Origin of the sequence: Kocuria sabuli (assembly GCF_040981185.1) — a bacterium.
Lineage (GTDB): Bacteria > Actinomycetota > Actinomycetes > Actinomycetales > Micrococcaceae > Kocuria > Kocuria sabuli.
The window spans coordinates 17801-43316 of sequence record NZ_JAVHZE010000024.1 but is presented as its reverse complement, the minus strand read 5'-3'; the positions used below and the strand labels follow the sequence as shown (position 1 = coordinate 43316).

General features: G+C 74.0%; 25 protein-coding genes and 1 riboswitch. Of the genes, 10 read left to right on the top strand and 15 right to left on the bottom strand.

Translation table 11 applies throughout. The features are described 5' to 3' along the window. Nucleotides 1-664: 664 nt before the first annotated feature. Nucleotides 665-1009, top strand: coding sequence for a hypothetical protein (locus RE027_RS16500; RefSeq protein ID WP_368809373.1), 345 nt, complete (start codon nucleotides 665-667; stop codon nucleotides 1007-1009). Between the two features lie 78 nt (nucleotides 1010-1087). Here RE027_RS16500 and RE027_RS16495 read toward each other — a convergent pair whose 3' ends face one another. Together RE027_RS16495 and RE027_RS16490 are read right to left on the bottom strand one after the other, a co-directional pair. Continuing rightward, complete coding sequence (locus tag RE027_RS16495; protein WP_368809372.1) at nucleotides 1088-2326, bottom strand: acyl-CoA dehydrogenase family protein; 1239 nt, start codon at nucleotides 2324-2326, stop codon at nucleotides 1088-1090. A gap of 49 nt (nucleotides 2327-2375) precedes the next feature. After that, on the bottom strand, nucleotides 2376-4511 hold the full coding sequence (locus RE027_RS16490) for a 3-hydroxyacyl-CoA dehydrogenase NAD-binding domain-containing protein (protein ID WP_368809371.1): 2136 nt from the start codon (nucleotides 4509-4511) through the stop codon (nucleotides 2376-2378). Between the two features lie 125 nt (nucleotides 4512-4636). Here RE027_RS16490 and RE027_RS16485 point away from each other — a divergent pair, with 125 nt between their 5' ends. After that, a complete protein-coding gene (locus tag RE027_RS16485; RefSeq protein WP_368809369.1) occupies nucleotides 4637-5182 on the top strand; it encodes a GNAT family N-acetyltransferase in 546 nt (181 codons plus the stop codon). A 4-nt stretch (nucleotides 5183-5186) separates the two neighbouring features. Here the strand turns inward: RE027_RS16485 and RE027_RS16480 are convergent, their stop codons facing one another. The 6 genes from RE027_RS16480 to RE027_RS16455 are packed head-to-tail and all read right to left on the bottom strand — an operon-like array spanning nucleotide 5187 to nucleotide 9028. Further along, the gene (locus RE027_RS16480; RefSeq protein WP_368809368.1) at nucleotides 5187-5897 is read right to left on the bottom strand and encodes a TetR/AcrR family transcriptional regulator; all 711 of its coding nucleotides are present in this window, start codon (nucleotides 5895-5897) and stop codon (nucleotides 5187-5189) included. 60 nt (nucleotides 5898-5957) lie between these two features. Then, nucleotides 5958-6830 carry an SMP-30/gluconolactonase/LRE family protein gene (locus RE027_RS16475; RefSeq protein ID WP_368809367.1) on the bottom strand — a complete coding sequence of 291 codons (873 nt, stop codon included), beginning with the start codon at nucleotides 6828-6830 and terminating at the stop codon, nucleotides 5958-5960. A 1-nt stretch (nucleotide 6831) separates the two neighbouring features. Further along, complete coding sequence (locus RE027_RS16470) at nucleotides 6832-7269, bottom strand: acyl-CoA thioesterase (RefSeq protein ID WP_368809366.1); 438 nt, start codon at nucleotides 7267-7269, stop codon at nucleotides 6832-6834. 38 nt (nucleotides 7270-7307) lie between these two features. Then, nucleotides 7308-8144, bottom strand: a complete 837-nt coding sequence (locus tag RE027_RS16465) for a PhzF family phenazine biosynthesis protein (RefSeq protein ID WP_368809365.1) — start codon at nucleotides 8142-8144, stop codon at nucleotides 7308-7310. Nucleotides 8145-8148: 4 nt separating this feature from the next. After that, nucleotides 8149-8343 carry a hypothetical protein gene (locus tag RE027_RS16460; RefSeq protein WP_368809364.1) on the bottom strand — a complete coding sequence of 65 codons (195 nt, stop codon included), beginning with the start codon at nucleotides 8341-8343 and terminating at the stop codon, nucleotides 8149-8151. 58 nt (nucleotides 8344-8401) lie between these two features. Next, the gene (locus RE027_RS16455; protein WP_368809363.1) at nucleotides 8402-9028 is read right to left on the bottom strand and encodes a DNA-3-methyladenine glycosylase I; all 627 of its coding nucleotides are present in this window, start codon (nucleotides 9026-9028) and stop codon (nucleotides 8402-8404) included. 55 nt (nucleotides 9029-9083) lie between these two features. Here RE027_RS16455 and RE027_RS16450 point away from each other — a divergent pair, with 55 nt between their 5' ends. Beyond that, complete coding sequence (locus RE027_RS16450; RefSeq protein ID WP_438612445.1) at nucleotides 9084-10334, top strand: MFS transporter; 1251 nt, start codon at nucleotides 9084-9086, stop codon at nucleotides 10332-10334. Between the two features lie 9 nt (nucleotides 10335-10343). Here RE027_RS16450 and RE027_RS16445 read toward each other — a convergent pair whose 3' ends face one another. Continuing rightward, on the bottom strand, nucleotides 10344-10850 hold the full coding sequence (locus RE027_RS16445) for a DUF4870 domain-containing protein (protein ID WP_368809361.1): 507 nt from the start codon (nucleotides 10848-10850) through the stop codon (nucleotides 10344-10346). Between the two features lie 211 nt (nucleotides 10851-11061). On the opposite strand from RE027_RS16445, the gene RE027_RS16440 reads away from it, so the two are divergent. After that, a complete protein-coding gene (locus RE027_RS16440; protein WP_368809360.1) occupies nucleotides 11062-11877 on the top strand; it encodes a lysophospholipid acyltransferase family protein in 816 nt (271 codons plus the stop codon). Between the two features lie 22 nt (nucleotides 11878-11899). Here RE027_RS16440 and RE027_RS16435 read toward each other — a convergent pair whose 3' ends face one another. Continuing rightward, entirely contained in the window at nucleotides 11900-13102 is a 1203-nt protein-coding gene (locus tag RE027_RS16435) for a PucR family transcriptional regulator (protein WP_368809359.1), read from the bottom strand. 94 nt (nucleotides 13103-13196) lie between these two features. Here RE027_RS16435 and RE027_RS16430 point away from each other — a divergent pair, with 94 nt between their 5' ends. The 3 genes from RE027_RS16430 to RE027_RS16420 all read left to right on the top strand — a co-directional run bounded on the left by RE027_RS16430 (nucleotide 13197) and on the right by RE027_RS16420 (nucleotide 17136). Then, on the top strand, nucleotides 13197-14249 hold the full coding sequence (locus RE027_RS16430) for a ferredoxin reductase (protein ID WP_368809358.1): 1053 nt from the start codon (nucleotides 13197-13199) through the stop codon (nucleotides 14247-14249). A gap of 66 nt (nucleotides 14250-14315) precedes the next feature. Further along, on the top strand, nucleotides 14316-15431 hold the full coding sequence (locus tag RE027_RS16425) for a fatty acid desaturase family protein (protein WP_368809357.1): 1116 nt from the start codon (nucleotides 14316-14318) through the stop codon (nucleotides 15429-15431). A 163-nt stretch (nucleotides 15432-15594) separates the two neighbouring features. After that, nucleotides 15595-17136, top strand: a complete 1542-nt coding sequence (locus RE027_RS16420; RefSeq protein WP_368809356.1) for an SDR family oxidoreductase — start codon at nucleotides 15595-15597, stop codon at nucleotides 17134-17136. A 24-nt stretch (nucleotides 17137-17160) separates the two neighbouring features. On the opposite strand, the gene RE027_RS16415 is transcribed toward RE027_RS16420, so the two are convergent. The 4 genes from RE027_RS16415 to RE027_RS16400 form a co-directional block, all read right to left on the bottom strand. Then, a complete protein-coding gene (locus tag RE027_RS16415) occupies nucleotides 17161-18048 on the bottom strand; it encodes a sulfurtransferase (protein WP_368809355.1) in 888 nt (295 codons plus the stop codon). A gap of 30 nt (nucleotides 18049-18078) precedes the next feature. Beyond that, the gene (locus RE027_RS16410) at nucleotides 18079-19269 is read right to left on the bottom strand and encodes a cystathionine gamma-synthase (protein ID WP_368809354.1); all 1191 of its coding nucleotides are present in this window, start codon (nucleotides 19267-19269) and stop codon (nucleotides 18079-18081) included. An 8-nt stretch (nucleotides 19270-19277) separates the two neighbouring features. Then, nucleotides 19278-20594 carry an O-acetylhomoserine aminocarboxypropyltransferase/cysteine synthase family protein gene (locus tag RE027_RS16405; protein ID WP_368809353.1) on the bottom strand — a complete coding sequence of 439 codons (1317 nt, stop codon included), beginning with the start codon at nucleotides 20592-20594 and terminating at the stop codon, nucleotides 19278-19280. A gap of 49 nt (nucleotides 20595-20643) precedes the next feature. After that, nucleotides 20644-20753: riboswitch (SAM riboswitch) on the bottom strand. Between the two features lie 120 nt (nucleotides 20754-20873). Continuing rightward, the gene (locus tag RE027_RS16400; RefSeq protein ID WP_368809352.1) at nucleotides 20874-21326 is read right to left on the bottom strand and encodes an Lrp/AsnC family transcriptional regulator; all 453 of its coding nucleotides are present in this window, start codon (nucleotides 21324-21326) and stop codon (nucleotides 20874-20876) included. A gap of 254 nt (nucleotides 21327-21580) precedes the next feature. Here RE027_RS16400 and RE027_RS16395 point away from each other — a divergent pair, with 254 nt between their 5' ends. Genes RE027_RS16395 through RE027_RS16385 form a run of 3 tightly spaced genes read left to right on the top strand, consistent with a single transcriptional unit; the run spans nucleotide 21581 to nucleotide 25220 of the window. Beyond that, complete coding sequence (locus RE027_RS16395; RefSeq protein WP_368809351.1) at nucleotides 21581-22756, top strand: thiamine pyrophosphate-dependent enzyme; 1176 nt, start codon at nucleotides 21581-21583, stop codon at nucleotides 22754-22756. Then, nucleotides 22753-23808: an alpha-ketoacid dehydrogenase subunit beta gene (locus tag RE027_RS16390; protein ID WP_368809350.1), complete on the top strand. Its 1056-nt coding sequence runs from the start codon at nucleotides 22753-22755 to the stop codon at nucleotides 23806-23808. The genes RE027_RS16395 and RE027_RS16390 overlap by 4 nt, the downstream gene beginning before the upstream one ends. Further along, nucleotides 23805-25220 carry a dihydrolipoamide acetyltransferase family protein gene (locus RE027_RS16385; protein WP_368809349.1) on the top strand — a complete coding sequence of 472 codons (1416 nt, stop codon included), beginning with the start codon at nucleotides 23805-23807 and terminating at the stop codon, nucleotides 25218-25220. The genes RE027_RS16390 and RE027_RS16385 overlap by 4 nt, the downstream gene beginning before the upstream one ends. Before the next feature lie 87 nt (nucleotides 25221-25307). Here the strand turns inward: RE027_RS16385 and RE027_RS16380 are convergent, their stop codons facing one another. After that, complete coding sequence (locus RE027_RS16380) at nucleotides 25308-25514, bottom strand: DUF2188 domain-containing protein (RefSeq protein ID WP_368809348.1); 207 nt, start codon at nucleotides 25512-25514, stop codon at nucleotides 25308-25310. Nucleotides 25515-25516: the final 2 nt, after the last annotated feature.

Genomic DNA, 25516 nt, shown 5'->3' with positions numbered 1-25516 from the left:
ATCCCATCAACCAAACAAAACATTTGGTATCAACAAACATGGCACACTATTGAGTTCTCAAACAACAGACCAAGAACCAGAACCACCCAAGGCCCCGAAACTCGTAAAATTCTTTGTCCTGCCCGGGCTCTCCGATTCCTCGTCCTGCCCGCGGCGACCTCCTCAGCCTACCCTCTCCCAGCTCTTCTCCCGGACCACTCGGCCACCGCGCAGCGGCGGTCGAGGTGTTCAGGAGGAGGGGATCGGATCTGCCGGATTCGGCCGCTGCCGGTCGGGACGATGTCTCGTCACTGCCCGGAACAGCTCCACCAGCGTACCGGCCCCGTGCTCTCCGCGCAACTGGCCCGTCACCGTGGAACGGTGCTGGCCAGGAGGTTTCGAGGGGTCGATCTGCCGGATTCGGCTGCTGCCGTGCGGGCGATCTCTCGCGTTCCCCGCGGCAACTCGGAATACATTACACAGCGCTCCGCGGAGCGTCAAAACGCTCGATGGCTCGTGGAGGGGGCCGGGCACGGTGACGGGAACACCTCCGCTCCGGGTGCCGCAGGTGCTGTGCGCAGGGGCGTGCACGCGGTGCGCGAACGCACGCCGCGACCCCTGGGCACGGACGGGTTCGTGCGTAGGCTGATGACACACCTGTGACCGCCAACCGAAAGGACAGCAGATGAGCACCTCACCGGAAGAACTGCCGGAAACTCCCGACACCTACGAGGGCGCCGCCGAGGTCGACCCCGACAACTGGCGCGAGGATCCGCTCATCGAGGGCGTCGAGGTCGACGTGCAGGACGAGCGGGTGGACCCGGCCCACCCCGTGGTGCCGTCCGAGCAGGAGCTGCGCGACGAGACGGCCCAGGCCCGCTACGAGGCGGGCGACGAGCAGATCCCGCCCGAGGAGCCGGGGATGGGTGAGGCCCTCGCCGATCTCGACGTCCCCGGGGACCCGGAGTTCAAGGACGAGATCGACTCGAGCAACGACTCGTTCCACGGCGGCGGCGACCCGCTCTCCTGAGCGCGTTCGCGGACACGACGACGCCCCGGCCGGCCGGCCGGGGCGTCGTCGTGTCCGCGGACGCGCCGGTGCCCGGGATCAGGCGAACGCCGAGAGCCCGGTGATGCTGCGCCCGATGATCAGGGCCTGCATGGTCTCGGTGCCCTCGTAGGTGTGCAGGGCCTCGATGTCGGCGAAGTGCCGGGCCACGCGGTTCTCGATCAGGATGCCGTTGCCGCCCATGAGGTCGCGGGCGTTCGCCGCGATCGAGCGGGCGGCGCGTGTGGAGGTGTACTTCGCCAGCGAGGCCTGCTCGCCCGTGAGCGTCCCGGCCTCCTCCCGCTCGGTCATCCGGGCCACGAGCAGCTGGATCTGGGTGAGCTCGCTCAGCATCCGGGCCAGCCGCTCCTGCACGATCTGGGAGGCTGCGAGCGGCCGGCCGAACTGCCGGCGCTGCCCGGCGTACTGCACGGCGGTCTCGTAGCAGGCCTGGGCGTGCCCGACGGCGCCCCAGGCCACGCTGACCCGGGTGGCGAAGAGCACGGCGGCGGTGCTCTTGAAGGACCGGGCCTCCGGCAGCACGTTCTCCTCGGGGACGAAGACGTTCTCGAAACGCAGGTGCGCCTGGTGGATGGCGCGCAGGGCGAGCTTGCCGCGGATGGTGGTGCCGGTGTACCCGTCGCTCTCCTGCGGGACCACGAACCCGCGGACCTGCCCGTCCTCGTCGGAGCGTGCCCACACCACGGTGATCCCGCCCATGGAGCCGTTGCCGATCCACTTCTTCTCGCCGTTGAGCACCCAGCCGCCGTCCACCGGCGTGGCCCGGGTCTCGAGGCTCACCGAGTCCGAGCCGTGGGTGGGCTCGGTGAGGGCGAACGCGCCGAGCAGCTCGCCGGTGGCCATCCGCGGCAGCCAGCGCTGCCGCTGCTCCTCGGAGCCGCACATCGCGATCGAGCGCATCGCGAGTCCGCCCTGGACGCCGGAGACGGTGGCGATGGAGCCGTCCCCGCGGGAGAGCTCCATGCTGACCAGCCCCGCGGCGGTCTTGGACATGGTGCCGTAGCCGTCGACCGCCACGCCGTCGCGCAGCAGGTCGAGCTCACCGAGCCGGTGGACGAGGTCGAGGGAGTACTCGGAGCTGTCCCAGTGCCCGGCGATCACCGGCAGCAGGTCCTCCTGGACGAAGGCCCGGGCGCGCACCCAGTACTCCCGGTCGACGTCGGCGATGGACTCGAAGGCACCGGCGACGTCCGTGTCCAGGGCCTGGTCGAGGACGTAGTCGGGTTCGACGGTGCCGGCGGGGAACAGATCCGCGCCGGTCTCAGGGGTGGCGGTCATCGGAGGATCCTTCGCTCGTTCTGCGGTCGGATGGAGGGATGGTGCCGGATCAGTCACGGTGGAAGCGGTGGCCGAGGACGCGCTCGGCGGCGCCCACGCGGTCGAGGTACGGGGTGATCCCGCCCAGGTGGAAGGGGTAGTTGGCGCCGAGGACCATGCACAGGTCCACGTCCTCGGGGCCGGCGACGACGCCCTCCTGCAGCATCGCGCCGATCTCCTCGGCCAGGGCGTCCTGGATCCGGACGAGCAGCTCCTCGGCGCCGGCCGGGGCGTGCGCGGCGAGCCCGGGGTGCTCGGCACGGGTCCGCTCGAGCAGCCGGGCGGCCTCGGCGGCGAGATAGCCGTCCGCGCCCGTCTCCGGGGAGCGCTCGGTCGGCAGGACGTGGGTGAGCCCGGCCTCGACCACCGCGTCCATCCACGGGGACCGCGCGAAGCGCCCGGGGTAGGCCCGGTGCATGGTGCCGCCGACGTGGTGGAGCACCGCCGGCCCCACGAAGTCGAGCAGCCGCAGCGGGGTCATCGGCAGCCCCAGCGGGTCGGGGGCGTGGTCGGCGACGGCCACGTCCGTGCCCGCGTCGACCGCCCGGACGACCTCGTCGAACATCCGGGTCAGCACCCGGTTGACCACGAAGCCCGGGGCGTCCTGCACCCGCACGGCCGTCCGGCGCAGCGTCGCGGCGAGATCGAAGGCGGTGGCGAGCGCGACGTCACCGGTCCGCTCCCCCGCGACGATCTCGAGCAGCGGGGTGACCTCCACGGGATTGAACACGTGGAAGCCGACGACGCGCTCGGGGTGCCGCAGGTCCTCCGCCATGGCGGTCACGGACAGGGAGCTGGTGTTCGTCGCGAGCACCGCGTCGGGCCGGACCACGTCCTCCCACTGGGCGAAGACCTTCTTCTTGACCTCGAGGTCCTCGAAGACGGCCTCGATCACGAAGTCGGCGTCGGCGAAGTCCTGCGGTCCGCCCGCCCCGGTGACCAGGGCGCCGAGCTGCTCGGCCTGTTCCGCGGAGATCCGGCCCTTGGCCGCCTGGGCTGCGAAGCGCTCCCGGGTCCGGGCCACGCCGGCGGCGAGCCGCTCGTCGTCGAGGTCCGTCATGACCACGGGGATCCGGGCGCCGCTCGCGATGAGCGACGCGAGCTGGCCGGCCATCAGCCCGGCGCCGATGACGGCGGCCTTGCGCAGGGGTTTCGGTGCCGCCTCGGGCACGTCGGCGGCCCGGCGGGAGCGCGCGGAGACCAGCTCGAAGGCGTAGAGGGAGGCCTTGGCGACGTCCCCGCGCACGAGCTCCTCGAAGGCCGCGACGGCCTTGGCCCCGTTCTCGGTGCGCGTCTCGGTCCGTGCGTCGGCGACGAGGTCGATCGCGACCAGAGGGGCCGGTGCCGCACCGTGCCAGGTCCGCTCGGCCCGGGCCCGGGACTGCTCGACGGCGTCGCGCCACTGCTGCTCGTCCACGTCGCGGGGCGTGCCGGCGCGGCGGCGCGGCTCGCCGGCGTCGAGCGCGGCGAGCCTGCCGGCCACCCACTGCTGCCACGCGGGGTCCCACTGCTCGGTCCCCGGCGCGGCGTCGAGCACGACGTCCACGAGGCCGATCTCCAGGGCCTCCTGCGCCCTGGTGTGGCGGCCCCGCATCGAGTCGAACACGATCGTGCGCAGAGCGGCGGCCGGGCCCACGAGGTGCGGGAGCAGGTGGACGCCGCCCCAGCCCGGGAAGAAGCCGAGCCGGCACTCCGGCAGCCCCAGCGGACCGGTGCGCGGGTGGGCCACGCGGTGGTCCGTGTGCAGGGCGAGCTCGAGGCCCCCGCCCAGGGCCTGTCCTGTGAGCAGGGAGAAGGTCGGGACGTCCGCGTCGGCGAGGACGCCGAAGGCCTCGTGCCCCAGGCCGACATAGTGGTCGGAGGCGCCGCTGAGCTGGGCGTGCCGGATCTCCTTGAGATCGGCCCCCGCGCCGAAGGAGCGCGCGTTGCCGGTCACCACGATCGCCTCGACGGCCGACTGGTCCACGGACCGCAGGACGTCCCGGAGCTGCCCCAGGGCCTCGGATCCCCAGATGATCAGCCCGCCGGGCTGCGTCGAGTCCAGCCGCACGAGGGCGACCGGGGCGTCCCGGCCGGGCAGCACCAGCTGCTCGGCGCGGACCGTGACGGTGGAGGGGAAGGACGGGGCGTGCGGGGCGGGTGCCATGGACGGACTCCTGACGCGTGGTGTGATCGCCACCACTCTGACTGATACTGAGTATCACGTCAAGGTATTGAGTCTCAGTGACGCGGGGGGACGCCATCGGGGCAGAGGCATTAGTCTCACTCCTGATGATCGACGTGCTGCCTCCAGAGACCGAACGCCTCGCGTTCCGCCGCTTCGACGCCGCGGACCTCGAGCCCATGTACTCGTACCAGCGCCGGGAGGACTACGCGCAGTACGCGTGGCGAGGCCCGCGCACCCGCGAGGAGTGCGAGCGCGCCCTCGCCGAGAACAGCGGGCTGCGCCCGTGGAGCCGGAACGGCGACCACATCCGTTTCGCCGTCTCCCCCAAGGGCTCGCGCGAGCTCGTGGGCGAGATCGTCCTGACGCTCACGGACGTGGAGGCCGCACAGATCGAGATCGGCTGGGTGGTCCACCCCGACCACGCGGGGCAGGGCATCGCCTCGGAGGCCGCCCGGGCCGGGATCGAGTTCGCGTTCGGCTCGCTCGGGGCCCACCGCGTCTGCGCCAGCCTGGACGCCCTCAACGTCAGCTCCGCCAGGGTCTGCGAGCGCGTCGGGATGCGCCTGGAGGCGACGCTGCGCCAGAGCCACCGCCAGCTGGGCGAGTGGCGCGACGAGCTGATCTACGCGGTCCTCGCCGACGAGCTCTGAGGGCTCATCCGAGGGCGTCCCGCACGGAGGCCAGGATCTGCTCCGTGCCCGCCCCCGGGTCCAGGACGGTGACGACGACGGCGGGCCGCGCGCCGGCCGTCGCGGGCTCCGCTGCCGGTGCGCTCCCGCCGTGGTCGAAGCCGGAGACGAGGGCGCGCGCGAGCCGCTCGGTCTGCGCGGCCAGCTCGGCCGAGGGGTCGGTGTCCGGGGCGCGCAGCCAGCCGCGCAGATAGGCGTTGTGCACCGCGACCGCGGCGGCGGACAGCGCCGTGGCCAGCGTGGCCCGGCCCGGGGTCTCGGGCAGGGCGGAGCGCAGGTGGCGCTGCAGGACGCGCTCGTAGCGGTGCGAGGTGATGAGCTCCCGGTCCCGCAGCTGCGGCACCTGCCGGAGCAGGGCGTGGCGCGCGAGGGCGCGCTCCCGGTGGTCGAGGTGGTGGCGGAAGACCAGCAGCACGCCGTCGCGCAGGGCGACGGCGGGGTCCGTGCCCGCGGTGCCGCCGGAGCGGGCCAGCAGCTGCTCGAGCCGCTCCAGGTTCGCGGTGTGGTCCGCGAAGACGATGTCCTCCTTGGACCCGTACTTGCGGAAGAACGTGGCGCGGCTGATGCCGGCCGCCTGCGCCAGCCGGTCCACGGTCGTGGCCTCCCAGCCCTGTTCGGCGAGCAGGCGGATCGAGCCGGTGACGACGTCCGGGGACGCCCGGAGGGTCTCGGTCATGGGTCCGATCGTAGACGGCGGGCCGGGGCCCTGCGGCGCACCGCGGGCCCCGGCCCGCGGTCAGCCGGCGAACGGGAGCACGGGCAGGCCGGGGACGTCCACCCGGACCGAGAACAGGGACCCGGCGGCGGGGTCCTCGTCCGCGTCCAGGTTCTCCCGGGACGTGGTGACGTAGAGGGTGCGCAGGTCCGGGCCGCCCAGGCAGCACGCGGTGGTCTGCCGGGCGCCGACCTGCACGACCACGTCGAGCTCGCCGTCGGCGGTGTAGCGGTGCACCTGCCCGGCGCCGTGCAGGGCCACCCAGACCGCGCCCTCGGAGTCGACGGTCAGCCCGTCGGGGTGCACGTCCTGCCCCTCCTCCAGCTGCGGCACCACGAACGTCCGCCGGTGGTGCAGGCCCTCGTCCGGGGACCAGTCGAGCACGTCGACCTTCCCGGTGGGCGTGTCGTTGTAGTAGGCGCGCGTGCCGTCCGGGGACCAGGCGATGCCGTTGGAGACGGTGACCCCCTCCAGGACGGCCTCCCACCCGAGGCCGGGATCCACGCGGTAGAGGGTGGCCGCGCCCTCGGTCTGGTCGTAGGCCATGGAGCCGGCGTAGAAGGACCCGTCCGGTCCCGCGCCGCCCTCGTTCATCCGCACCGTGCCGGGCTGCCAGAACAGCACCGGCGGCCGGACGGTGCCGTCCGGGTCCTCGAGCGCGATCCCCGTCTCGACCGCCAGGACCGCCCCTCCGGTGGCCCGCGGCCGCACGCAGGCGACCACCTCCCCCACGTGCTTGCGCAGGACCTCGCCGTCCTCCCCGAAGGACAGGACGTCGCCGGCGAGCATGTCCACCCAGCGCAGCCCGCCCCACCGGTCGGACCAGCACGGGCCCTCGCCGTGGTAGGTCACGGAGTCGGTGATCCGCTCGGCGCGCAGCCGATGCACTCCCATCTCAGACGCTCCTCTCGTCCACCACGGGCAGGGCCGTGGTGGGGATCCGGTCCCGGTCGTAGGTGATCTCGGTGTAGCCGTGCGGGGCGGGCCGGCCCTGCCGGTCCAGGTTGACGAAGACGATCTTGTCGATGCTGAGGATCAGGTCCCGGGTGATCATGTTGCGCACCTGGGCGCGCATGGTCAGGGACGTGCGGCCGAACTCGGTGGCGCTCAGGCCCATCTCGATGATGTCGCCCTGCTCGGCCGAGCTGACGAAGTTGATCTCCGACATGTACTTGGTCACCGCGCGCTGGTTGCCGAGCTGGACGATGGCGTAGATCGCCGCCTCCTCGTCGATCCAGCGGAGCAGGCTCCCGCCGAACAGCGTGCCGTTGGCGTTGAGGTCCTCCGGCTTGACCCACTTGCGGATGCGGAAGGTGATGTCCTGGGTGCCCATGGCTCCACGATACCGAGCGCGGGCGCCCGGCACGCCGCTCACTGGAGCTCCACGGTGCCGCGGACCACGGGGCTGACGTGGCCGCCGACCCAGATGACGTCCGCCTCCCGCTCCACGACCACGCGCCCCGTGCGCCCGAGCGCGGTGCCCTGGGCGGCCACGTAGCCGTCCGGGGCCCAGCCGTTGTCGGTGAGCCACCGGGCCAGGCCCGCGTTGAGGCTGCCCGTGACCGGGTCCTCCACCGCCCAGTCCCCCACGAACGCGCGCACCTCGACGGCGCACTCCGCGCCCGCCGGATGGGCCCCGACCACGCCGAGCTTCAGCCCCGCCATGGCGGACCAGTCCGCGCGGACGCCCAGGACGGCCGCGGCGTCGGCCACGCGCACGCCGATCCAGCCGGGACCGTTGTCGAGCCAGGACACGTCGAGCACCGCCGCGGGATCCAGGCGCAGGGACCGCGCCACCCGGTCGCGGAGCCCGGGCTCCTCGACGGGCTCGTAGCGCAGCAGCGGCGGGGCGGCGAAGGACAGCCGGTCCCCGCGGCGCCGGACGGTCACCGGTCCCGCCCCGCACTCCTGCACGACGTCCTCCCCCGCCGGCCGGCCACCGAGGGCGAGCCAGACGGCCGCCGTCCCCAGCGTGGGGTGCCCGGCGAACGGCAGCTCGCCGCCGGGGGTGAAGATCCGCACCCGGTAGTCGGCCCCCGGCAGGGTGGGCTCGAGCAGGTACGTGGTCTCGGACAGGTTGGTCCAGCGGGCGAAGCGCGCCATGGTGCCCTCGTCGAGTGCGTCGGCCCCGTGCACGACGGCGAGCGGGTTGCCGCCCAGGGGGGTGGGCGAGAAGACGTCCACCCAGCTGATCGCGTGGCTCGTCACGGTCTCAGAGCACCGGCCCGCGGCGGTTCTTCCGGACCGCGGGCCGCCGCGCCGGGCGGTCGCCGCGGGTGCGCACCTCGCCGCGCGCCGCGGCCCGGTCCCCGCGCACCCTCTGCACCACCATGCCGACGAGGACGGCGCCCACGGTGCCGAGGACGAGGGGCAGCACCGCACTGGGCTGCCGGCTGTTGTCGTACATGACCGGACCTCCTGCCGGGAGGCGGCGCGCGGCGCCGCCGGGATCGGTGCTTGCGATCCTACGCAGGCCCGCCCGGCTCCGGCCACACCCCGGAGCTGCCGCGCCGGTGGCTGCCCACCAGGTGGGTGTCCACGATCCCGACGGCCTCCATCAGCGCGTACATCGTGGTCGGCCCCACGAAGCGGAAGCCTCGTGCCCGCAGGGCCCGGGACAGGGCCTCCGACTCCTCGGAGCGGGTGGGGACCTCGGCGGCCGTGGCCGGGCGGGGGGTCCGCGCGGGGCGGAAGGACCACACCAGGTCGGGCAGCCCGCCCTCGGCGCGCAGGGCCACGGTGGCGCGGGCGTTGCCGATGGCGGCCTCGATCTTGCCGCGGTGGCGGACGATCCCGGCGTCGGACAGCAGCCGGTCGACGTCGTCCTGGCCGAAGCCGGCGACGGCGTCCGGGTCGAAGTCCGCGAAGGCGGCGCGGAACGCCGGGCGCTTGCGCAGGATCGTGGCCCAGGACAGCCCGGCCTGGAAGCCCTCGAGGCAGATCCGCTCGTAGAGGCCCCGTTCGTCGCAGACCGGCACGCCCCACTCCGTGTCGTAGTACCGGCGCAGGAGCGGGTCCGTCGCGGCCCAGACCGGGCGGGCCAGTCCGTCGGTGCCGAGCACGAGGTCGGGTCGGGAGTCCATGACCAGCATGGAAGCACACCGCCGGACCGGACGCACCCGGGGCAGTGCTTCCCGGAGGCCTAGGATGACGTCCATGCACGTGACGAGCACGACGGCGCACCGCCGCGCCCTGCAGCGGAGGGTCGTGCGCGTCCTGGCCCTGGGGCAGGTCCTCGGCGGAGTGGGCGTGGGCGCGACCCTGGCGCTGGGCGCGCTGCTCGTCACCGAGGTGTCCGGCTCCCCGGCGTGGTCCGGGATGGCCGCGACCATGAACACCCTCGGCGCGGCCCTGCTCGCCGTGCCCCTGGCCCGCCTCGCCCGGGCCCGCGGCCGCCGGATCTCGCTGAGCACGGGCGCGGTCACCGCGATGGCCGGCGCGAGCGTCACGATCGGCGCCGCCGTCCTGTCCAGCTTCCCCCTTCTGCTGGTGGGCCTGGCCCTGCTGGGCGCCGGCTCCGCGCTGAACCTGCAGTCCCGCTTCGCGGCGACCGACCTCGCCCCGGACGAGACCCGCGCCCGGGACCTGTCCCTCGTCGTGTGGTCCACGACGATCGGCGCGGTGCTCGGTCCCAACCTCTTCGTGCCGGGGGAGGTGCTCGGGCGGGCCCTGGGCCTGCCGGATCTCACGGGCGGGTTCGTCATCGCCCTCGTGGCCCAGGCCGCGGGGGCGCTGGTGTACCTCACGGGGCTGCGCCCCGACCCCCTGCTGCTGGCCGTCGCCGACGGCGAGGCGGCCGGGGCGGGCAGGCCCTCGCCCGCCGGCGGGCTCGCGGTGCTGCGCTCGTCGCCGTCCGCCCGCCGGGCCGTGCTCACCGTGGCGCTGAGCCACGCGGTCATGGTGGCGCTGATGTCCATGACCCCCGTGCACCTGACCGGCCAGGGGGCCTCGTTGAGCCTCGTGGGCCTGACCATCAGCCTGCACGTGGCGGGGATGTACGCCCTCGCCCCCGTCTTCGGCTGGCTCGCCGACCGGCTGGGCCGGCGCCCCGTCGTGCTGCTGGGCCAGGTCGCGTTCGCGGCGGCCCTCGTGCTGTCCTGGCTGGCCTCGGCGTCCCCTGTGCTGGTGACGGTCGGACTGGTCCTGCTCGGGCTGGGGTGGTCGGCCTCCACCGTGGCGGGCTCGGCCCTGGTGGCGGAAGCCGTCCCGCCGCCCGAGCGGCCGCAGCTGCAGGGCGTCTCGGACCTGTTCATGAACCTCGCCGGGGCGGCCGTCGGCGCGCTCGCCGGCCCGGTGCTGGCTCTCGTCGGCTTCGACGGGCTCAGTGCGGCGCTGCTCGTCCTCGTGGGGCTCGTGGTGCTCGCCCACCGGGGCCGGCGGCCGGCCCCGGTGTCCTGAGCGCCCGGGTCAGCGCAGCACCGGCAGCTGCAGCGGGTAGCGGTAGACCTCGCCCTTGTTGGCCCTGAGCACGGCCAGGATGTGGCAGACGACGAGCAGCACCCCGGCCACGAGCCACAGCACGATCGCCACCGGGATGAGCAGGATCGTCGCGAAGCACACGAACGCGGCCGCGTTGAGCAGCCACATGGACAGGTTGAAGTTGAACGAACCGGCCGCGGTGGCGCGCAGGAACGGGTTCCGGTCCCTGTGCACGAGCCACACCACGAGCGGGCCCACGAAGCCGAGCCAGCCGACGGAGATCAGCGCGCCGACCAGGCCCGAGAGGTGGGTGAGGATCGCGATCGTGCGGTCGTCGCCCTGGGCGCGGTACTGCGGCGGCTGCCCGCCGGGGCCATGACCGTAGCCGGGACCGTAGCCGTAGGGACCGGGCCCGTGGCCGGGGCTGTCGCCGTGACCGGACGGGCCGGGGCCGACCTCACCGGGGCGGGGAGAGGACGGAGGAAGGTAGGACATCGGTTGCTCCTGGTCGGTGCGGTGCGGTGCGGTACTGCCAGCGTAGACCGCGGCCCCGGGGGCACGGTATGGGGGTTGACCGCAGTCCTCCGGGGGCACCCCGCGCGGGAGCGGCCTCCGGCCGGGGGGCGCGCCGACGGGCCGGGCTGGCCTACGATGTCCCGCAGACCGTTCCCGGCCCGCCCGCGGGCCTCGTCCCCGAGGAGGGACCGTGGCCCTGCCGCTGCGCCCCAACAAGTACGCCTACCGGACCATCGTGCTCGCCGGGCTCGCCGCGGTGAAGCTCTTCCGCGTGCCCCTGATCGCCTCGGGCGAGGAGCACCTGCCGGACGACCAGGTCGTGCACGGACTGGACCGGGAGGTCCGGCCCGGCCGGGGCGCGGTCGTGGCGGTGACCCACTTCGGCTACCTCGACTTCGTCTTCGCGCAGCTGGTGGTCTGGCGCCGGGTGCGGGCCCACTCCCGGTTCCTCATCACGCGCAAGCACACCGGCAGCGCCTTGGTGACCGCGGTGTGCCGGCTGTGCGACCACGTCGTCGTCGACCGTGCGAACGGTGCCCCCGCCTACGCCGAGGCCGTGGCGAAGCTGCGGCGCGGCGAGTTCCTCGCCGTGTTCCCCGAGGGCGGGGTCAGCCGCAGCTGGACCGTGCGCACGCTGCGCACCGGGGCCGCGCGGATGGCCGCCGAGACCGGCGCCCCGATCATTCCCGTCTCCGTGTGGGGCGGGCACCGGATGCTCACCCGCGGGCGCGGCAGGATCCGGCTGCGCGACGTGTGGCGGACCCCCGTCCGCGTGCACGTCGGCCCGCCGCTGAGCGTGGCCGCCGACGAGGACGTCCGCGCCGCGAGCGCGCGGCTGCGGGCCGCGCTGCAGGACGGGATCGACCGGTGCATCGAGAGCTACCCGGTGACCCCCGCCCCCGGTGCGTGGTGGATGCCGGCGCACCTGGGCGGCGGCGCCATCACCGCCGAGGAGCAGGGCAAGCACGACGAGCGCGAGCGGGAGTCCTACAAGCGCACCGGGTGAGCGCGGCGGGACGGGGCCGGGCTCAGCGGAACCCGGCCCGCGCCCGCAGGACGAGTTCGAGCTCGAAGCGGGCCTGCGGGTCGCCGAGGGCCTCCCCGAACACCTCCCGCAGCTGGTTCACCCGGTAGCCGACCGTCTGCTCGTGGATGTTCAGCTCGGCCGCCATCGCCGCGCGCTGGCCCTGGTGCGCGAGCCAGGACAGGAGGGTGGCGACGAGCCGCTCCCGCTGCCCCGGGCGCAGCTCGTCCAGCGGGGCCAGGCGCTGCGCGGCGAGGTCCTCGACCACGGTGCGCTCGCTGTGCAGCACGAGCTGCACGAGGTGCTCCGAGACCCACACCGGCCCGCCCCCGGCCGGCTCCTCCCGCTGCAGCAGGTCGCGGGTCAGTGCCGCCAGCCGCAGGGAGTCGGCGGCCGCGTGCCAGGGCCGGCCCGGGCCGATCACGGCGTCCCGCCCGATGAGCGCGCGCTCCAGCTCCCGGCGCCCGGGCGCGGACGGGGGCTCCGGGACCACGGCCACGACGTCCCCGGGGCGGGACGTGAGCAGGGCCCGCTCCCCCAGGCGGGAGCGCAGCCCCACCCGCCGGTCGGCGGCCAGCGTCACCACGACCACGCGCTCGGGGAGCGGCCAGCCCGCGGCGGCGGCCGCGCTGCGCACCGACTCCTCCACCACGTGGCCGCGGATCAGCATGTCCGCGAGGGCGTCCAGCAGCCGGTCCCGCTCCCCCGCGCGCTCCGACTGCTCCAGCGCGTACCCCTCGGCGCTGGCCGCGGAGAGCTCCTCGATGTAGGCGAACACGGACTCGGCCAGGCCGATCAGCACGGAGGCCTCGAACCCGGCGTCCATGGCCACCCGGGACAGGGAGCGCAGCGTGGTGCGGGCCCCGGAGCGGTAGGCCGCGAACAGGGCGTCCATGGGGCGGCCCTCCCGCACCTCGCCGCGGCCGAGCCCCTCGTACACCCTCCGGTCGTCCTTCTGCAGTGCCGGCTGCGCGGTGCCCGGCAGGTGCAGGAAGCGGGTCAGGGCCACCTCGACGCCCTGGCGGATGCTGTCCCCGAACAGCCCCTCGAGCGGGCGGGCGTACACGGGGACGTCATGGCGCACGGCGTCCAGCAGCTCCTCCGTGACGGCGGGCAGGTGGGGCACGAGCAAGGGGGTGAGGTCCGGGGGCAAGGAGGTCCACGGCAGCTCCCGGTCCGTCCGGCCCGGCTGTTCCGGTGCGTCCATCGCGTCCTGCTTTCATTCCGGCGCCACAGTTTCTCTCGGGAAAGAGTACGTGACGGGACGAGAACCAGGACCGGATTTGCGGCACAGTTATTACGTGCCATCCATACGACTGCTTTCCCGCCTGGCTTCGGCCTTCACGACCCCGCGCTCCCCGGAGGACTTCCTCCGGCTCGTGGACCCCTTGGCCAGCGCCCGCCAGCTCCGGGGCCTGGTGACCTCCGTGGTGCCGGAGACCGCCGACTCGGTCACCATCCGCTTCCGCCCCGGCAAGGGCTGGAACGCGCACGAGGCCGGCCAGTGGGCGCGCATCGGGGTGGAGATCGACGGTGTGCGGCACTGGCGCTCCTACTCCCTCAGCACCGGCGCCGGGCAGGACCCGGCCATCACGGTGACGGCGATGGGCAAGGTCTCCACCGCCCTCGTGCGGGGCACCCGGCCCGGAGACGTCCTGTTCCTCGCCCCGCCGGAGGGCGACTTCGTCCTCCCCGAGCACCCGCGCCCGCTGCTCATGCTCACCGCGGGCAGCGGCCTCACCCCGGTCATGTCCATGATCCGCACGCTCGTTCCCCGTCGCGCGGACGCCGACCTCGTGCTCGTGCACTCGTCGCGCTCGCCCGAGGACTCCCTCTTCCGCGAGGAGCTGTTGGAGCTGGCCGACCAGTTCCCGGGCTTCCGCCTCGTCCAGTGGTTCACCGGGGAGCGCGACCGGCGCCTCGACCTCACCGGGACCTCCGACCTCGACGCCGCGTGCCCCGACTGGCGCGACCGCGCCGCCTACGCGTGCGGGCCCGCCGACTTCCTCGACGCCGCCGAGTCCCTCTGGCAGCGGGAGGAGGGCGAGCTGCGGGTCGAGCGCTTCGCCGCCGTCTCCGCCCCCGGCTCCGGCGGGGAGGGCGGCCGGGTGACCTTCGAGAAGTCCGACAGGGAGGTCGAGGCCGACAGTGCCACGACCCTCCTGGCCGCCGGCGAGGACGCCGGCCTGATGATGCGCAGCGGCTGCCGGATGGGCATCTGCCACGCGTGCGTGACCCCCCTGCTCTCCGGGCAGGTCCGGGACACCCGCACCGGCGAGGTGCACGGCGAGCCCGGGCACCTCGTCCAGACCTGCGTGTCCACCGCCGCCGGTCCCGTCAGCCTCGACGCCTGAGCACCAGCTCCGGCCACCACGCTTCAGCACCCCTTCCCCCGATCCCGTTCCCGAAGGAGCGAAACCATGACTGTCATCACCCCCTTCCTGCTCGACCAGGGCCGGCCCGCCGGCAGGGCCAAGCCCTCCGCCGCCGCGCACCTCACCGACGCGCAGATCGAGGAGCTGGGCCGCGAGCTCGACGCCCTGCGCGAGTCCGTGATCGCCACCCGCGGCGCCCGTGACGCCGCCTACATCCGCCGCGTCATCGCCACGCAGCGCTCCCTCGAGCTGGCCGGACGCGCCGCGCTGCTGCTCGCCAAGCACAAGCCGGCCTGGATCGCCGGCACCGGCATGCTGACCGTCGCCAAGATCCTGGAGAACATGGAGATCGGCCACAACGTGCTGCACGGGCAGTGGGACTGGATGCGCGACCCCGACATCCACTCCACCACCTGGGAGTGGGACTTCGTGACCCCGGCCAAGGCGTGGCAGCACACCCACAACGACCTGCACCACACCTGGACCAACGTGGTCGGCAAGGACCGGGACGTCGGGTACACCATCCTGCGCATGGACGAGGACCAGGAGTGGAAGCCCAAGAACCTCGGCAACCCGCTCTACAACGCTCTGCTCGCCCCGGTCTTCGAGTGGGGGATCGCGATCTACGACCTCGAGCTCGAGGACTACCGCGAGGGCCGCAAGCCCAAGTCCGAGCTTCATCGCGCGCTGAAGAACCTCGGCGCGAAGTTCGCGAAGCAGGCCGCGAAGGACTACGTGGCCACGCCCGCCGCCGCGGCCGTGACCGGTTCCTCGAAGCAGGCGCTGACCGCGACCCTGACCGCCAACGCCGCCCGCAACATCTGGGCGCACGCCGTGATCTTCTGCGGCCACTTCCCCGCCGGGGCCGACACCTTCACCGAGGAGCAGATCGAGGGCGAGACCCGCGGTGACTGGTACGTGCGGCAGATGATCGGCTCGGCCAACATCTCCGGGTCGCGGCTGATGCACCTGATGACCGGCAACCTGTCCTTCCAGATCGAGCACCACCTGTTCCCGGACCTGCCCTCGAACCGCTACGCCGAGGTCGCCGTGAAGGTGCGCGAGATCTGCGAGCGCTACGAGCTGCCCTACACCACGGGCCCCCTGCCCAAGCAGGTCGCCTCGGCGTGGGCGAAGGTGTTCCGCCTGGCGCTGCCCTGATCCGCTCCCCCCGGCCCGCTCCGCGCGGGCGCCCCGGCAACGGCCGCATCCTCCCGGGTGCGGCCGTTCCGCGTCCACCCGCGGCCCGGGCAGCGCCCTGGGGCGCCCAGGGGCCTGTCGGGCGGCGTTGGTAGGCTCACGGGACCCGCACGAAAGGCAGGCCATGAGCTCTCCCCAGCGCGTCCTCATCACCGGTGCCACCGGCTACGTCGGAGGGCGCCTGGCGCCCCGCATGCTCGAGGCGGGCCACGCCGTGCGCGTCGCCGTCCGGTCTCCCGGCAAGCTGCGCTCCGTGCCGTGGCGGGACCAGGTCGAGGTCGCCGAGACGGACCTCAACGACCTCGACGGGATGACCGCCGCCTGTCAGGACGTTCACACCCTGTACTACCTGGTGCACTCCATGGGCGGGTCCCGGCAGTTCGAGGAGCAGGAGGCCCGGATGGCCCGCACCGTGGCCGAGGCCGCGGAGCGGGCCGGGGTGCGGCGCATCGTCTACCTCTCCGGCCTGCACCCCACGGGCGTGGAGCTGTCCCAGCACATGCGCTCGCGCGTGCAGGTCGGGGAGATCCTGCTGGCCGGCGCGGTGCCCGCGGTGGTCCTCCAGGCCGGCGTGGTGATCGGCTCCGGCTCGGCGTCCTTCGAGATGATCCGCCACCTGGGCGACACGCTGCCGGTCATGCCGGCCCCCTCCTGGGTGACCAACCGCATCGAGCCCATCGCCGTGCGCGACGTCCTGTACTACCTCGTCCACGCGATGGACCTGCCGGAGGGCCTCAACCGCACCTTCGACATCGGTTCCCGCGACGTGATGACCTACGCGGACGCGATGCGCCGCTACGCCCGGGTCGCCGGTCTGCGCTCCCGCGTGGTGTTCCACCTCCCCCTGCCGGCGCCGCGGCTGTCCGGGTTCTGGGTGGGCATGGTCACCCCGATCCCGCTGGCCCTGGCCGTGCCGCTCGTGCAGTCCCTGCAGCACGACGCCGTGGCGGACGAGCACGACATCGACGACTACGTCCCCCAGCCGCCCGAGGGCCTCGCGGGGTACCGCCGGGCCGTGGCCCTGGCCCTGAAGAAGATCGAGGACAACTCCGTGGAGACCACGTGGGACGTCCACTACAGCTCCTCCGACGCCGCCGCGGACCCCCTCCCCTCGGACCCGGACTGGGCGGGACGCACGGTCTTCGTCGACGAGCGCAGCCGGACGGGCCCGGCACGGCCCGAGCAGGTCTGGCGGGTCATCGAGTCCATCGGCGGACGCAACGGCTGGTACTCCCTGCCCCTGGCGTGGCAGGTCCGCGGGGTCATGGACAAGCTCGTGGGCGGGGCCGGGCTGAACCGCGGCCGCCGCGACGCCACGGACCTGGAGGTGGGCGAGTACGTGGACTGGTGGCGCGTCGAGGAGCTGGAGGAGGGCCACAAGCTGCTGCTGCACGCCGAGATGCGGGCCCCCGGCCGGGCCTGGCTCGAGCTCTCCGTGGAGCCCGAGGGCGAGGGCAGCCGCTACCGGCAGCGGGCGATCTTCTTCCCGAGGGGCCTGCCCGGCCGGCTCTACTGGTGGGGCGTGTGGCCCTTCCACGGTTTCATCTTCCCGTCCATGGCCCGCAACATCCTCGCCGCTGCCGCACGCGACGGCCGTGCTCCGGACGCGCCCGGACGGGCCGCCGGACAGAGCACCGCGCCCGAGGACGCCCCGGTCCGCGGCTGAGCCCCGGCCCGGCCCGCGACCGGGTCAGGCCGGGCCCACCACCGGTCGCGGGCCCGGCCGGCCCCAGTCGGCCCAGGAGCCGTCGTAGACCGCCACGTCGTCGCGGCCCGCCAGGTGCGCCCCCAGCGCCAGGACGCACGCGGTGAGCCCCGAGCCGCAGCTGGTGACCAGGCGCTGCCCCTCGGGGGCGGCCGCCGCGATCCGCTCCCGCAGCTCGGGCAGCGGGAGCAGCCGCCCGTCCGGACCCTGCAGTTGCGTGTACGGCAGGTTCACCGCGCCCGGCATGTGCCCTGGGCGCAGTCCCGGCCGGGGCTCGGGCTCGGTGCCGGCGAACCGGCCGGCGGAGCGGGCGTCCAGGACGGTCGCGGCGGGGTTCCCCAGGGCGCGGGCCACGTCCTCGGCGTCCGCGAAGAACTCTCCGCGGGGGGCCAGCTCCACGTCCCCGGGCTCGGCGGGCGGCGCCGCGTGCGCCGCGGTGGGCCGGCCCTCGGCGACCCACGCGGGCAGGCCGCCGTCGAGGACGGCGATCCGGTCGAAGCCCGCGGCGCGGAGCATCCACCACACCCGGGCGGAGGCGAAGATCCCCTTGGCGTCGTAGGCCACCACCGTGCCGGTCCGCGAGATCCCGAGCGACCGGGCCGCCGCGGTCAGCTGCTCCGCCGGCGGCAGGGTGTGCGGCAGCTCCGCGGACGGGTCGGCGAACGGTCCGTCCAGGTCCAGCAGCAGGGCGCCCGGGATCGCCTCGTCGGTGCGGTTCAGCGTGGAGCTCGCGTCCACGAGGACCAGCCGGGGGTCGTCGAGGTGCTCGGCCAGCCATCCGGTGCCCACCACGGGCCCGGGCAGCTCGAGCGGGGCGTCGTCGCGCCGTGGGTCGTCGTGCCGTGCGTCGTCCTGCGGGGTGCCGGTGCTCATGCGGCCCACGCTAGTGCTCCGGCCCGCGGACTACGAGCCCGTGGCGGCGAGCGCCCGCTCGAGGTCCTCCAGCTGGTCCTCGAGGTCCTCGATCCCCACGGAGAGCCGGACCAGGTCCACGGGCACGGCGAGCGCGGTGCCCCTGACCGACGCGTGCGTCATCTCGGAGGGGTAGCAGACCAGGGACTCGACCCCGCCCAGGCTCACGGACAGCGAGTACAGACGCGTGCCCTCGGCCACCGCGCGGGCCGCGGCCTCCCCGCCGGCGAGGCGGAACGAGACCATGCCGCCGAACCCTCGCATCTGCGCCGCGGCGAGCGCGTGGCCGGGGTGCCCGGGCAGCCCGGGGTAGAGCACCCCGGACACCTCCGGGCGCTCCAGCAGCCACTCGGCGATCCGCCCGGCGTTCTCCTGGTGCCGTTCCATGCGCAGGCTCAGGGTCTTGAGCCCGCGGGCGGCCAGGTAGCTGTCCTGGGGTCCGGCCACCGCCCCGGCGGCGAACTGCTGGAACCCGACCGCCTCCGCGAGCGGGGCGTCGCGCCACGCGGCCGGACCGACGACCACGGCCCCGCCGAGGACGTCGGAGTGCCCGCCGATGTACTTGGTGGTCGAGTGCACCACGGCGTGCGCGCCGAGCAGCAGCGGGTTCTGCAGGTACGGGGACGCGAAGGTGTTGTCGACGACGAGCAGGGCACCGGCGTCCCGGGCCAGCTCCGCCCAGGCCGCGACGTCGGCGATGCCGAGCAGCGGGTTGGAGGGCGTCTCCAGCCACAGGACCTTGGTGTTCCCGGGCCGCACGGCGGCGCGGACGGCGTCGAGATCGGTGATCTGCACGGGGGTGTGGCCGATCTGCCACGGGGCGAGGACCTGGGTGATCAGCCGGTTGGTGCCGCCGTAGCCGTCGGCGCCGAGCACGACGTGCTCCCCCGGGCGCAGCACGGCCCGCAGCAGCGCGTCCTCGGCGGCGATCCCGGAGGCGAAGGCGAAGGCGCGCTCGCCGTGCTCGAGGGCCGCGAGCTGCTCCTCGAAGCCGTTGCGGGTGGGGTTCGAGCCGCGGCTGTACTCGTGGCCGGCCCGCAGGACGTTGATCCCGTCCTGGGCGAAGGTGGAGGTCTGGTAGATCGGCGGGATGACGGCCCCGGTCAGGGGGTCGGGCTGCTGGCCGGCGTGGACGGCGGTGGTGGTGAACCCGCGCCGGCGGGTGCTGATGGTCTGGCTCATGGTGGGGCTCACTTCCCGAGGGTCTGAACGCGGTCGAGGGCCTGGCCGAGGTCGGCCAGGAGGTCCTGCGGGGCCTCGAGGCCGATCGAGAGCCGGATGGTGGTCTCGGCGATCCCGCCGGCCCGGCGCTGCTCGGGCGTGAGCCGGCAGTGGGTCATCGCCGCCGGGTGCGCCACGAGGCTGCGGGTGTCCCCGATGTTGGCGACCAGCTTGAACAGGCGCAGCCCGTCGATGAAGGGCCCCACGGCGTCGTCGGGGGCGGCGAGGTCGAAGGAGAACACGGAGCCGGTCCCGCGGGGGAAGTCCCGGGCCGCGATCCCGGCCCCGGGGTCCCCGGGCACCCCGGGGTGGTGGACGCGGGCGACGGCGGGGTGCCCGGCGAGGAACTCGGCCACCGTCAGCGCGGAGGCCGTGTGGCGGGCCACCCGCAGGTCGAGGGTCTCGGTGCCCTGCAGGATCTGGCTGGCGTTGAACGGGGAGAGCGTGGTGCCGAAGTCGTGCACGTACTTGGCCCGGACCAGGTGCAGGTACGGGCTGGCGCCGGCGCACTTGTCGACGAGGCTCCGCCCGCCCCAGCGGGCGCGGGCCCGGGTGAACTGCGGCCACTTCTCCGGCTGCGCGGACCAGTCGAACGTCCCGCCGTCCACGACCGCCCCGGCCAGCGCGTTGCCGTGGCCGCCGAGGAACTTGGTGGCCGAGTGCACCACGATGTCCGCGCCCTTCTCCAGCGGCCGGTACAGGACCGGGGAGGCGAGGGTGTTGTCGACGACGACGGGCACCCGGGCGGCCCGGGCGACGTCGGCGATCCCGGGCAGGTCCGGCAGCGTGGCCAGCGGGTTGCCGATGGACTCCAGCAGGAAGGCCCGGGTGTCGGGACGCACGGCCGCGGCCCACGCGCCGGGGACGGTGGGGTCCACGAAGTCGACCTCGACGCCGTGGTCGGCGAGGGAGTCGGTGAGCAGGTCCACGGTCCCGCCGTAGAGCTTCTCGGAGGCGACGAGGTGCTTGCCGTCCCCCTGGCCGAGCAGGGCGAGCAGCGCCACGGCCACGGCGGACTGGCCGGAGCCGGTGGCCACGGCGCCCGCGCCGCCCTCGAGGTCGCTGATCCGCTGCTCGAGCACGGCGACCGTGGGGTTGCCGGTGCGGGTGTAGGTGAAGCCCGCCCGGGTCTGGGCGAACATCTGCTTGGCGGCCTCGTAGTCCGGGAACTCGAAGGCGGCGCTCTGGTAGATCGGCACCGTCAGGGTGCGCTGACCCGGGTCGTGGTCGGCGCCGGCGTGGATCTGCCGGGTCGAGAGGTCGTGGTCGGTCACGGGGAGGGACATGGCACGGCTCCTGTGCGCTTGCTCTTACCCGCACCGGACGGCCCGCGGCGCCCGGTGGGCGCCCGCGGAGAATGCAGGCCGCTTCCTCATCCGAACCACCCAATGAGCATGGGGTTGGTGCGCGACCCAGTCGGAGCTTGGCGGTCACGTCTCATGAAGCTGGAACAACACTATGTGCAGAGATAGTCGGCGTCGTTCCGCGACGGAAGATGACGTCCGTGACGGATCATGACGTCCGGGTGACGCCCCGTCGCGTTCCCGGAACGCGGCGGGGGCGGGTCACGTCCTCGTGTCGATGTCCTCGAAGATCAGGAACGTCTGCGTGTCCACCACGCCGGGCAGCTGCTGGATGTGCTCGAAGATCACCTGCCGCAGGTGCACGGTGTCCACGGCCCGGACCAGCAGCATGACGTCGAAGTTCCCGCCCACCAGCGCGATGTGGTGCACCGCGGGAATGGCCTGGAGCTGCGCGCACAGCTCCCGCCAGGTGTTCTGCTGGAGCTTGAGCGTCACGTAGGCCGAGGCCTGCAGCCCGGCGCGCACCGGGTCGACCACGGTGCTGAACCGCAGGATCACCCCCTCGTCGCGCAACCGGTTGATCCGGGCGTAGGCGTGGGCGCGGGAGACGTGCACGGTCGCGGCGATCGCGGTCACCGACTGCCGGGCGTCCCGGGAGAGCTCGGCGAGGATCTTCCGGTCGGTCTCGTCCAGCGGCACGGGGGTCGAGAGCACGGCGGGCTCCTTCGGGGTCGGGCGGGAGGGGCGGGCGGGCGCACGGCGGAACCGTGCCGGACGAATCACTGTGTTCCACGCCACAGTAGAGCATTTCGTCCACGCGGACCGCAGTGTTGCCCCCGGGATTCTGCACTTTCCCGGGTTCCTGGATACGAACCCTCCACCGTTCCCATACTTGGCGGACAGGATTTCACCGACCTTCCTGCCTCCCCGCGTCTGCACCCGGCGCGGGGACCGACCGAGGGGACACCATGAGCCAGACCGTCGAGACGCCCGGGGACCCGATCCTCCGGGCCTCCCAGACCTTCGGCATCACGCCGGAGCAGTACATGCTCCCGGCCCGCGGCGAGATCCGGATGGTGGACCCCGCCGGCCGGCTGCTGCCCACCGAAGAGCAGGGCACCGAGCCCGGCCACGAGTACACGCTGCCCGCCGACGACGTCCTGCTGGCCGCCTACGAGCAGCTGGTGGTCGGCCGCCGGGTCAACGACCAGAACTCCGCGCTGGTGCGCCAGGGCAGGATGGCCGTCTACCCGTCCAGCCACGGCCAGGAGGCCTGCCAGGTGGCCGCGGCCCTGTGCCTGCGGGAGGGCGACTGGCTGTTCCCCACCTACCGGGACAGCGTGGCCGTGATGGCCAAGGGCGTGGCGCCCATGGACGTCATGGCGATCTTCCGCGGCGAGTGGCACGGCGGCTACGACCCGCACGAGCACCACGTGGGCATCCAGTCGACCCCGCTGACCACCCAGCTGCTGCACGCGGTGGGCGTGGCCCACGCCGCGAAGCTGCGCGGCGAGGACACCGTGGTCCTGGCCATGTGCGGCGACGGCGCCACGAGCGAGGGCGACTTCCACGAGGCCCTCAACTTCGCCGCCGTCTTCAAGCTGCCGGTCGTGTTCTTCGTGCAGAACAACGGCTACGCGATCTCCGTGCCCCTGTCCCAGCAGTCGGCCGCACCGAGCCTCGCCCACAAGGCGGTCGGCTACGGCATGGCCGGGGAGCGGGTGGACGGCAACGACCTCGTGGCCCTGCTCGCCACGCTGCGCCGCGCCGTGGACCTGGCGCGCTCGGAGTCCGAGCCCCTCCTCCTGGAGGCCCACACCTACCGCATGCAGGCGCACACCAACGCCGACGACGCCACCCGCTACCGCGACGACGCGGAGGTCCAGGAGTGGATCGCCAAGGACCCCGTGACCCGGATGCGCGTCTACCTCGCCGGGGAGGGCCTGCTCGACGACGCGGCCGAGCAGCGCATCGCCGCTGCCGCCGAGGACGTCGCCGCGGTCCTGCGCGACGGCATGAACGCCGACGTGGAGGTGGACCCGTTCGAGCTGTTCCGCCACGTCTACACCGAGCAGACCCCGCAGCTCGCCGAGCAGGAGCAGCTCCTCGCCGCCGAGCTCGCCCGAGAGGAGACCGCACCGTGAGCACCCTCCAGGCCCCCGCCCCGGCCGGCGGGACGCCGGCCGTCAGGCCCGCCACCTTCGCCCAGGCGCTCAACACCGCCCTGGCCGACGCGCTGGCGGCCGATCCCGCCGTCGTCGTCTTCGGCGAGGACGTCGGGACCCTCGGCGGCGTCTTCCGGATCACGGACGGGCTGACGAAGCGCTTCGGCCGCAGCCGCTGCTTCGACACCCCGCTCGCCGAGTCCGGGATCGCCGGCATGGCCGTGGGCATGGCGATGAACCGGATGCGCCCGGTGATCGAGATGCAGTTCGACGCCTTCGCCTACCCGGCCTTCGAGCAGGTCGCCTCGCACATCGCGAAGATGCACAACCGCACCCGCGGCGCCGTGCGCCTGCCGATCGTGCTCCGGATCCCGTACGCGGGCGGCATCGGCGGCGTGGAGCACCACTGCGACTCCTCCGAGGCGTACTACGCCCACACCCCGGGGCTGAAGGTCTTCACCCCGGCCACCGTCGAGGACGCCTACCTCATGCTCCGCGAGGCGATCGACTCCGACGACCCCGTGGTGTTCCTCGAGCCCAAGAAGCTCTACTGGTCGAAGGCACCCGTGGACCTCGCCGAGCTGAAGGAGCGCTACGAGCACCGCGCCCCGGAGCACCGGGAAGGCCGCGCCGTCGTCGCCCGCGCCGGGCAGGACGCCACGATCCTCACCTACGGGCCGTCCGTGCCCACCGCCCTGGCGGCCGCCGCGGCGGCCGAGGCCGAGGGCCGCTCGCTCGAGGTCGTGGACCTGCGCAGCATCGTCCCGTTCGACGACGAGACGGTCGCCGCGTCGGTGCGCAGGACCGGCCGCGTGGTCGTCGTGGCCGAGGCGCCGGGCTTCGCGTCCGTGGCGGCGGAGATCGTGGCGCGGGTGCAGGAGCGCTGCTTCCACTCGCTGGCCGCGCCCGTGCGCCGCGTGACGGGCTTCGACATCCCGTACCCCGCGCCCAAGCTCGAGGAGCACTACCTGCCGAGCGTCGACCGCATCCTCGACGCCGTGGACGACCTGCAGTGGGAGGACCGACCATGACCGTGAAGACGTTCACCCTGCCGGATCTCGGCGAGGGCCTCACCGAGGCCGAGCTCGTGGACTGGCTCGTCCAGGTCGGCGACACCGTCGCCGTGGACCAGCCCATCGCCGAGGTCGAGACCGCCAAGTCCGCCGTGGAGGTGCCCTGCCCCTTCGCCGGGACCGTGCACGAGCTGCACGGCGCCTCCGGGCAGACCCTCGACGTGGGCGCGCCGCTGATCTCCGTGGACACCGGGGACAGGACCGGGACCCCCTCCCCGCAGGGCGGAGGACCGAAGGGCGGGCAGACCTACCGCGAGGAGGAGCGCGCCGGGGCGGACCCCGCGGCCGCCGACGACGGCGAGGGCTCCGGCAGCGTGCTCATCGGCTACGGCACCCCCGCCGGAGGGTCGGCCGGTCGTCGGCGCCGGCCGAGGCGGACGGCCCCCGCCGCCGCCGAGCAGGCGGCCGCGACCGGGGCGGCGCACGACGCGATGGCCTCGGCCCCGCGGCTGGCCCCCACCGTCATCTCGCCGATCGTGCGCAAGCTCGCGAAGGACCGGGGCATCGACATCTCCACCGTGCGCGGCTCCGGGCCCGGCGGGCTCATCCTGCGCCGCGACGTCGCGGCCGCGGCCACCGCCCCGGCGGCGGCTCCGCGGGAGGCCGCCGCACCGTCGTCGGCCCCGGCGGTGGAGCCGGCCGCGCGGGACCCGCGCACGGGGCTGGGCGTGGCCGGGCGCGTCCCGGTCACGGGCGTGCGCAAGGTCGTCGCGCAGGCCATGACCCGCTCGCGCACCGAGATCCCCGAGGCCACCGTCTGGGTGGACGTGGACGCCACGCGCCTCGTGGAGCTGCGCGCCGAGCTCAAGGCCCAGGACCCGGCGACCGCGCCGGGGCTCATGGCGCTGGTCGCCCGCTTCGTCCTCGCCGGCCTCGCCCGCCACCCCGAGCTCGCCACCCGGATCGAGACCCTCGAGGACGGCAGCCAGGAGATCGTGCGCTTCGACGGCGTGAACCTGGGCTTCGCGGCGCAGACCGACCGCGGGCTCGTGGTGCCGAACATCCGCGACGCGCACACCCTGAGCGCCCGCGGGCTCGACGCCGAGCTCCGGCGGCTCACCGAGCTGGCCCGCTCCGGCAAGGCCTCCCCGGCGGAGCTGTCCGGGTCCACGTTCACCCTCAACAACTACGGGGTGTTCGGCACGGACGGGGCCGCGGCGATCATCAACCACCCGGAGGTCGCGATCCTCGGGATCGGGCGCGTCATCGACCGCCCGTGGGTGGTCGACGGGCAGCTGGCCGTCCGCAAGGTCACCCAGCTCTCGCTCGCGTTCGACCACCGCGTGTGCGACGGCGGCACCGCCGGCGGCTTCCTGCGCATGGTGGCCGACGCGGTCGAGAACCCGTTCTCGGTGCTCGCGGACCTGTAGCGGCGCACGGCCCGGGACGGCGCAGCGGTGCGGGACCGCTCGGCGCTCCGGATCCGGTCCCGACCGGGAACGGCGGTCGGGGACGGCTCAGCGGTGCGGGACGGCCCCGCCGGGCGCGGTGCCACCGGGGTGCAGCAGGACCCTGCCCCCGGTGTCCCGGGTGATGTTCCAGGCCCACTGGAGCGCGCCGGCCCGGGTGCTCGCCCGCAGGCCGCCCCGGCGGGAACCGGGCGCTCGCACCTCCCAGCCGCCCTGGGCACTGCGGACCACGATGCGGTCGGCGGGGGCGGACACCA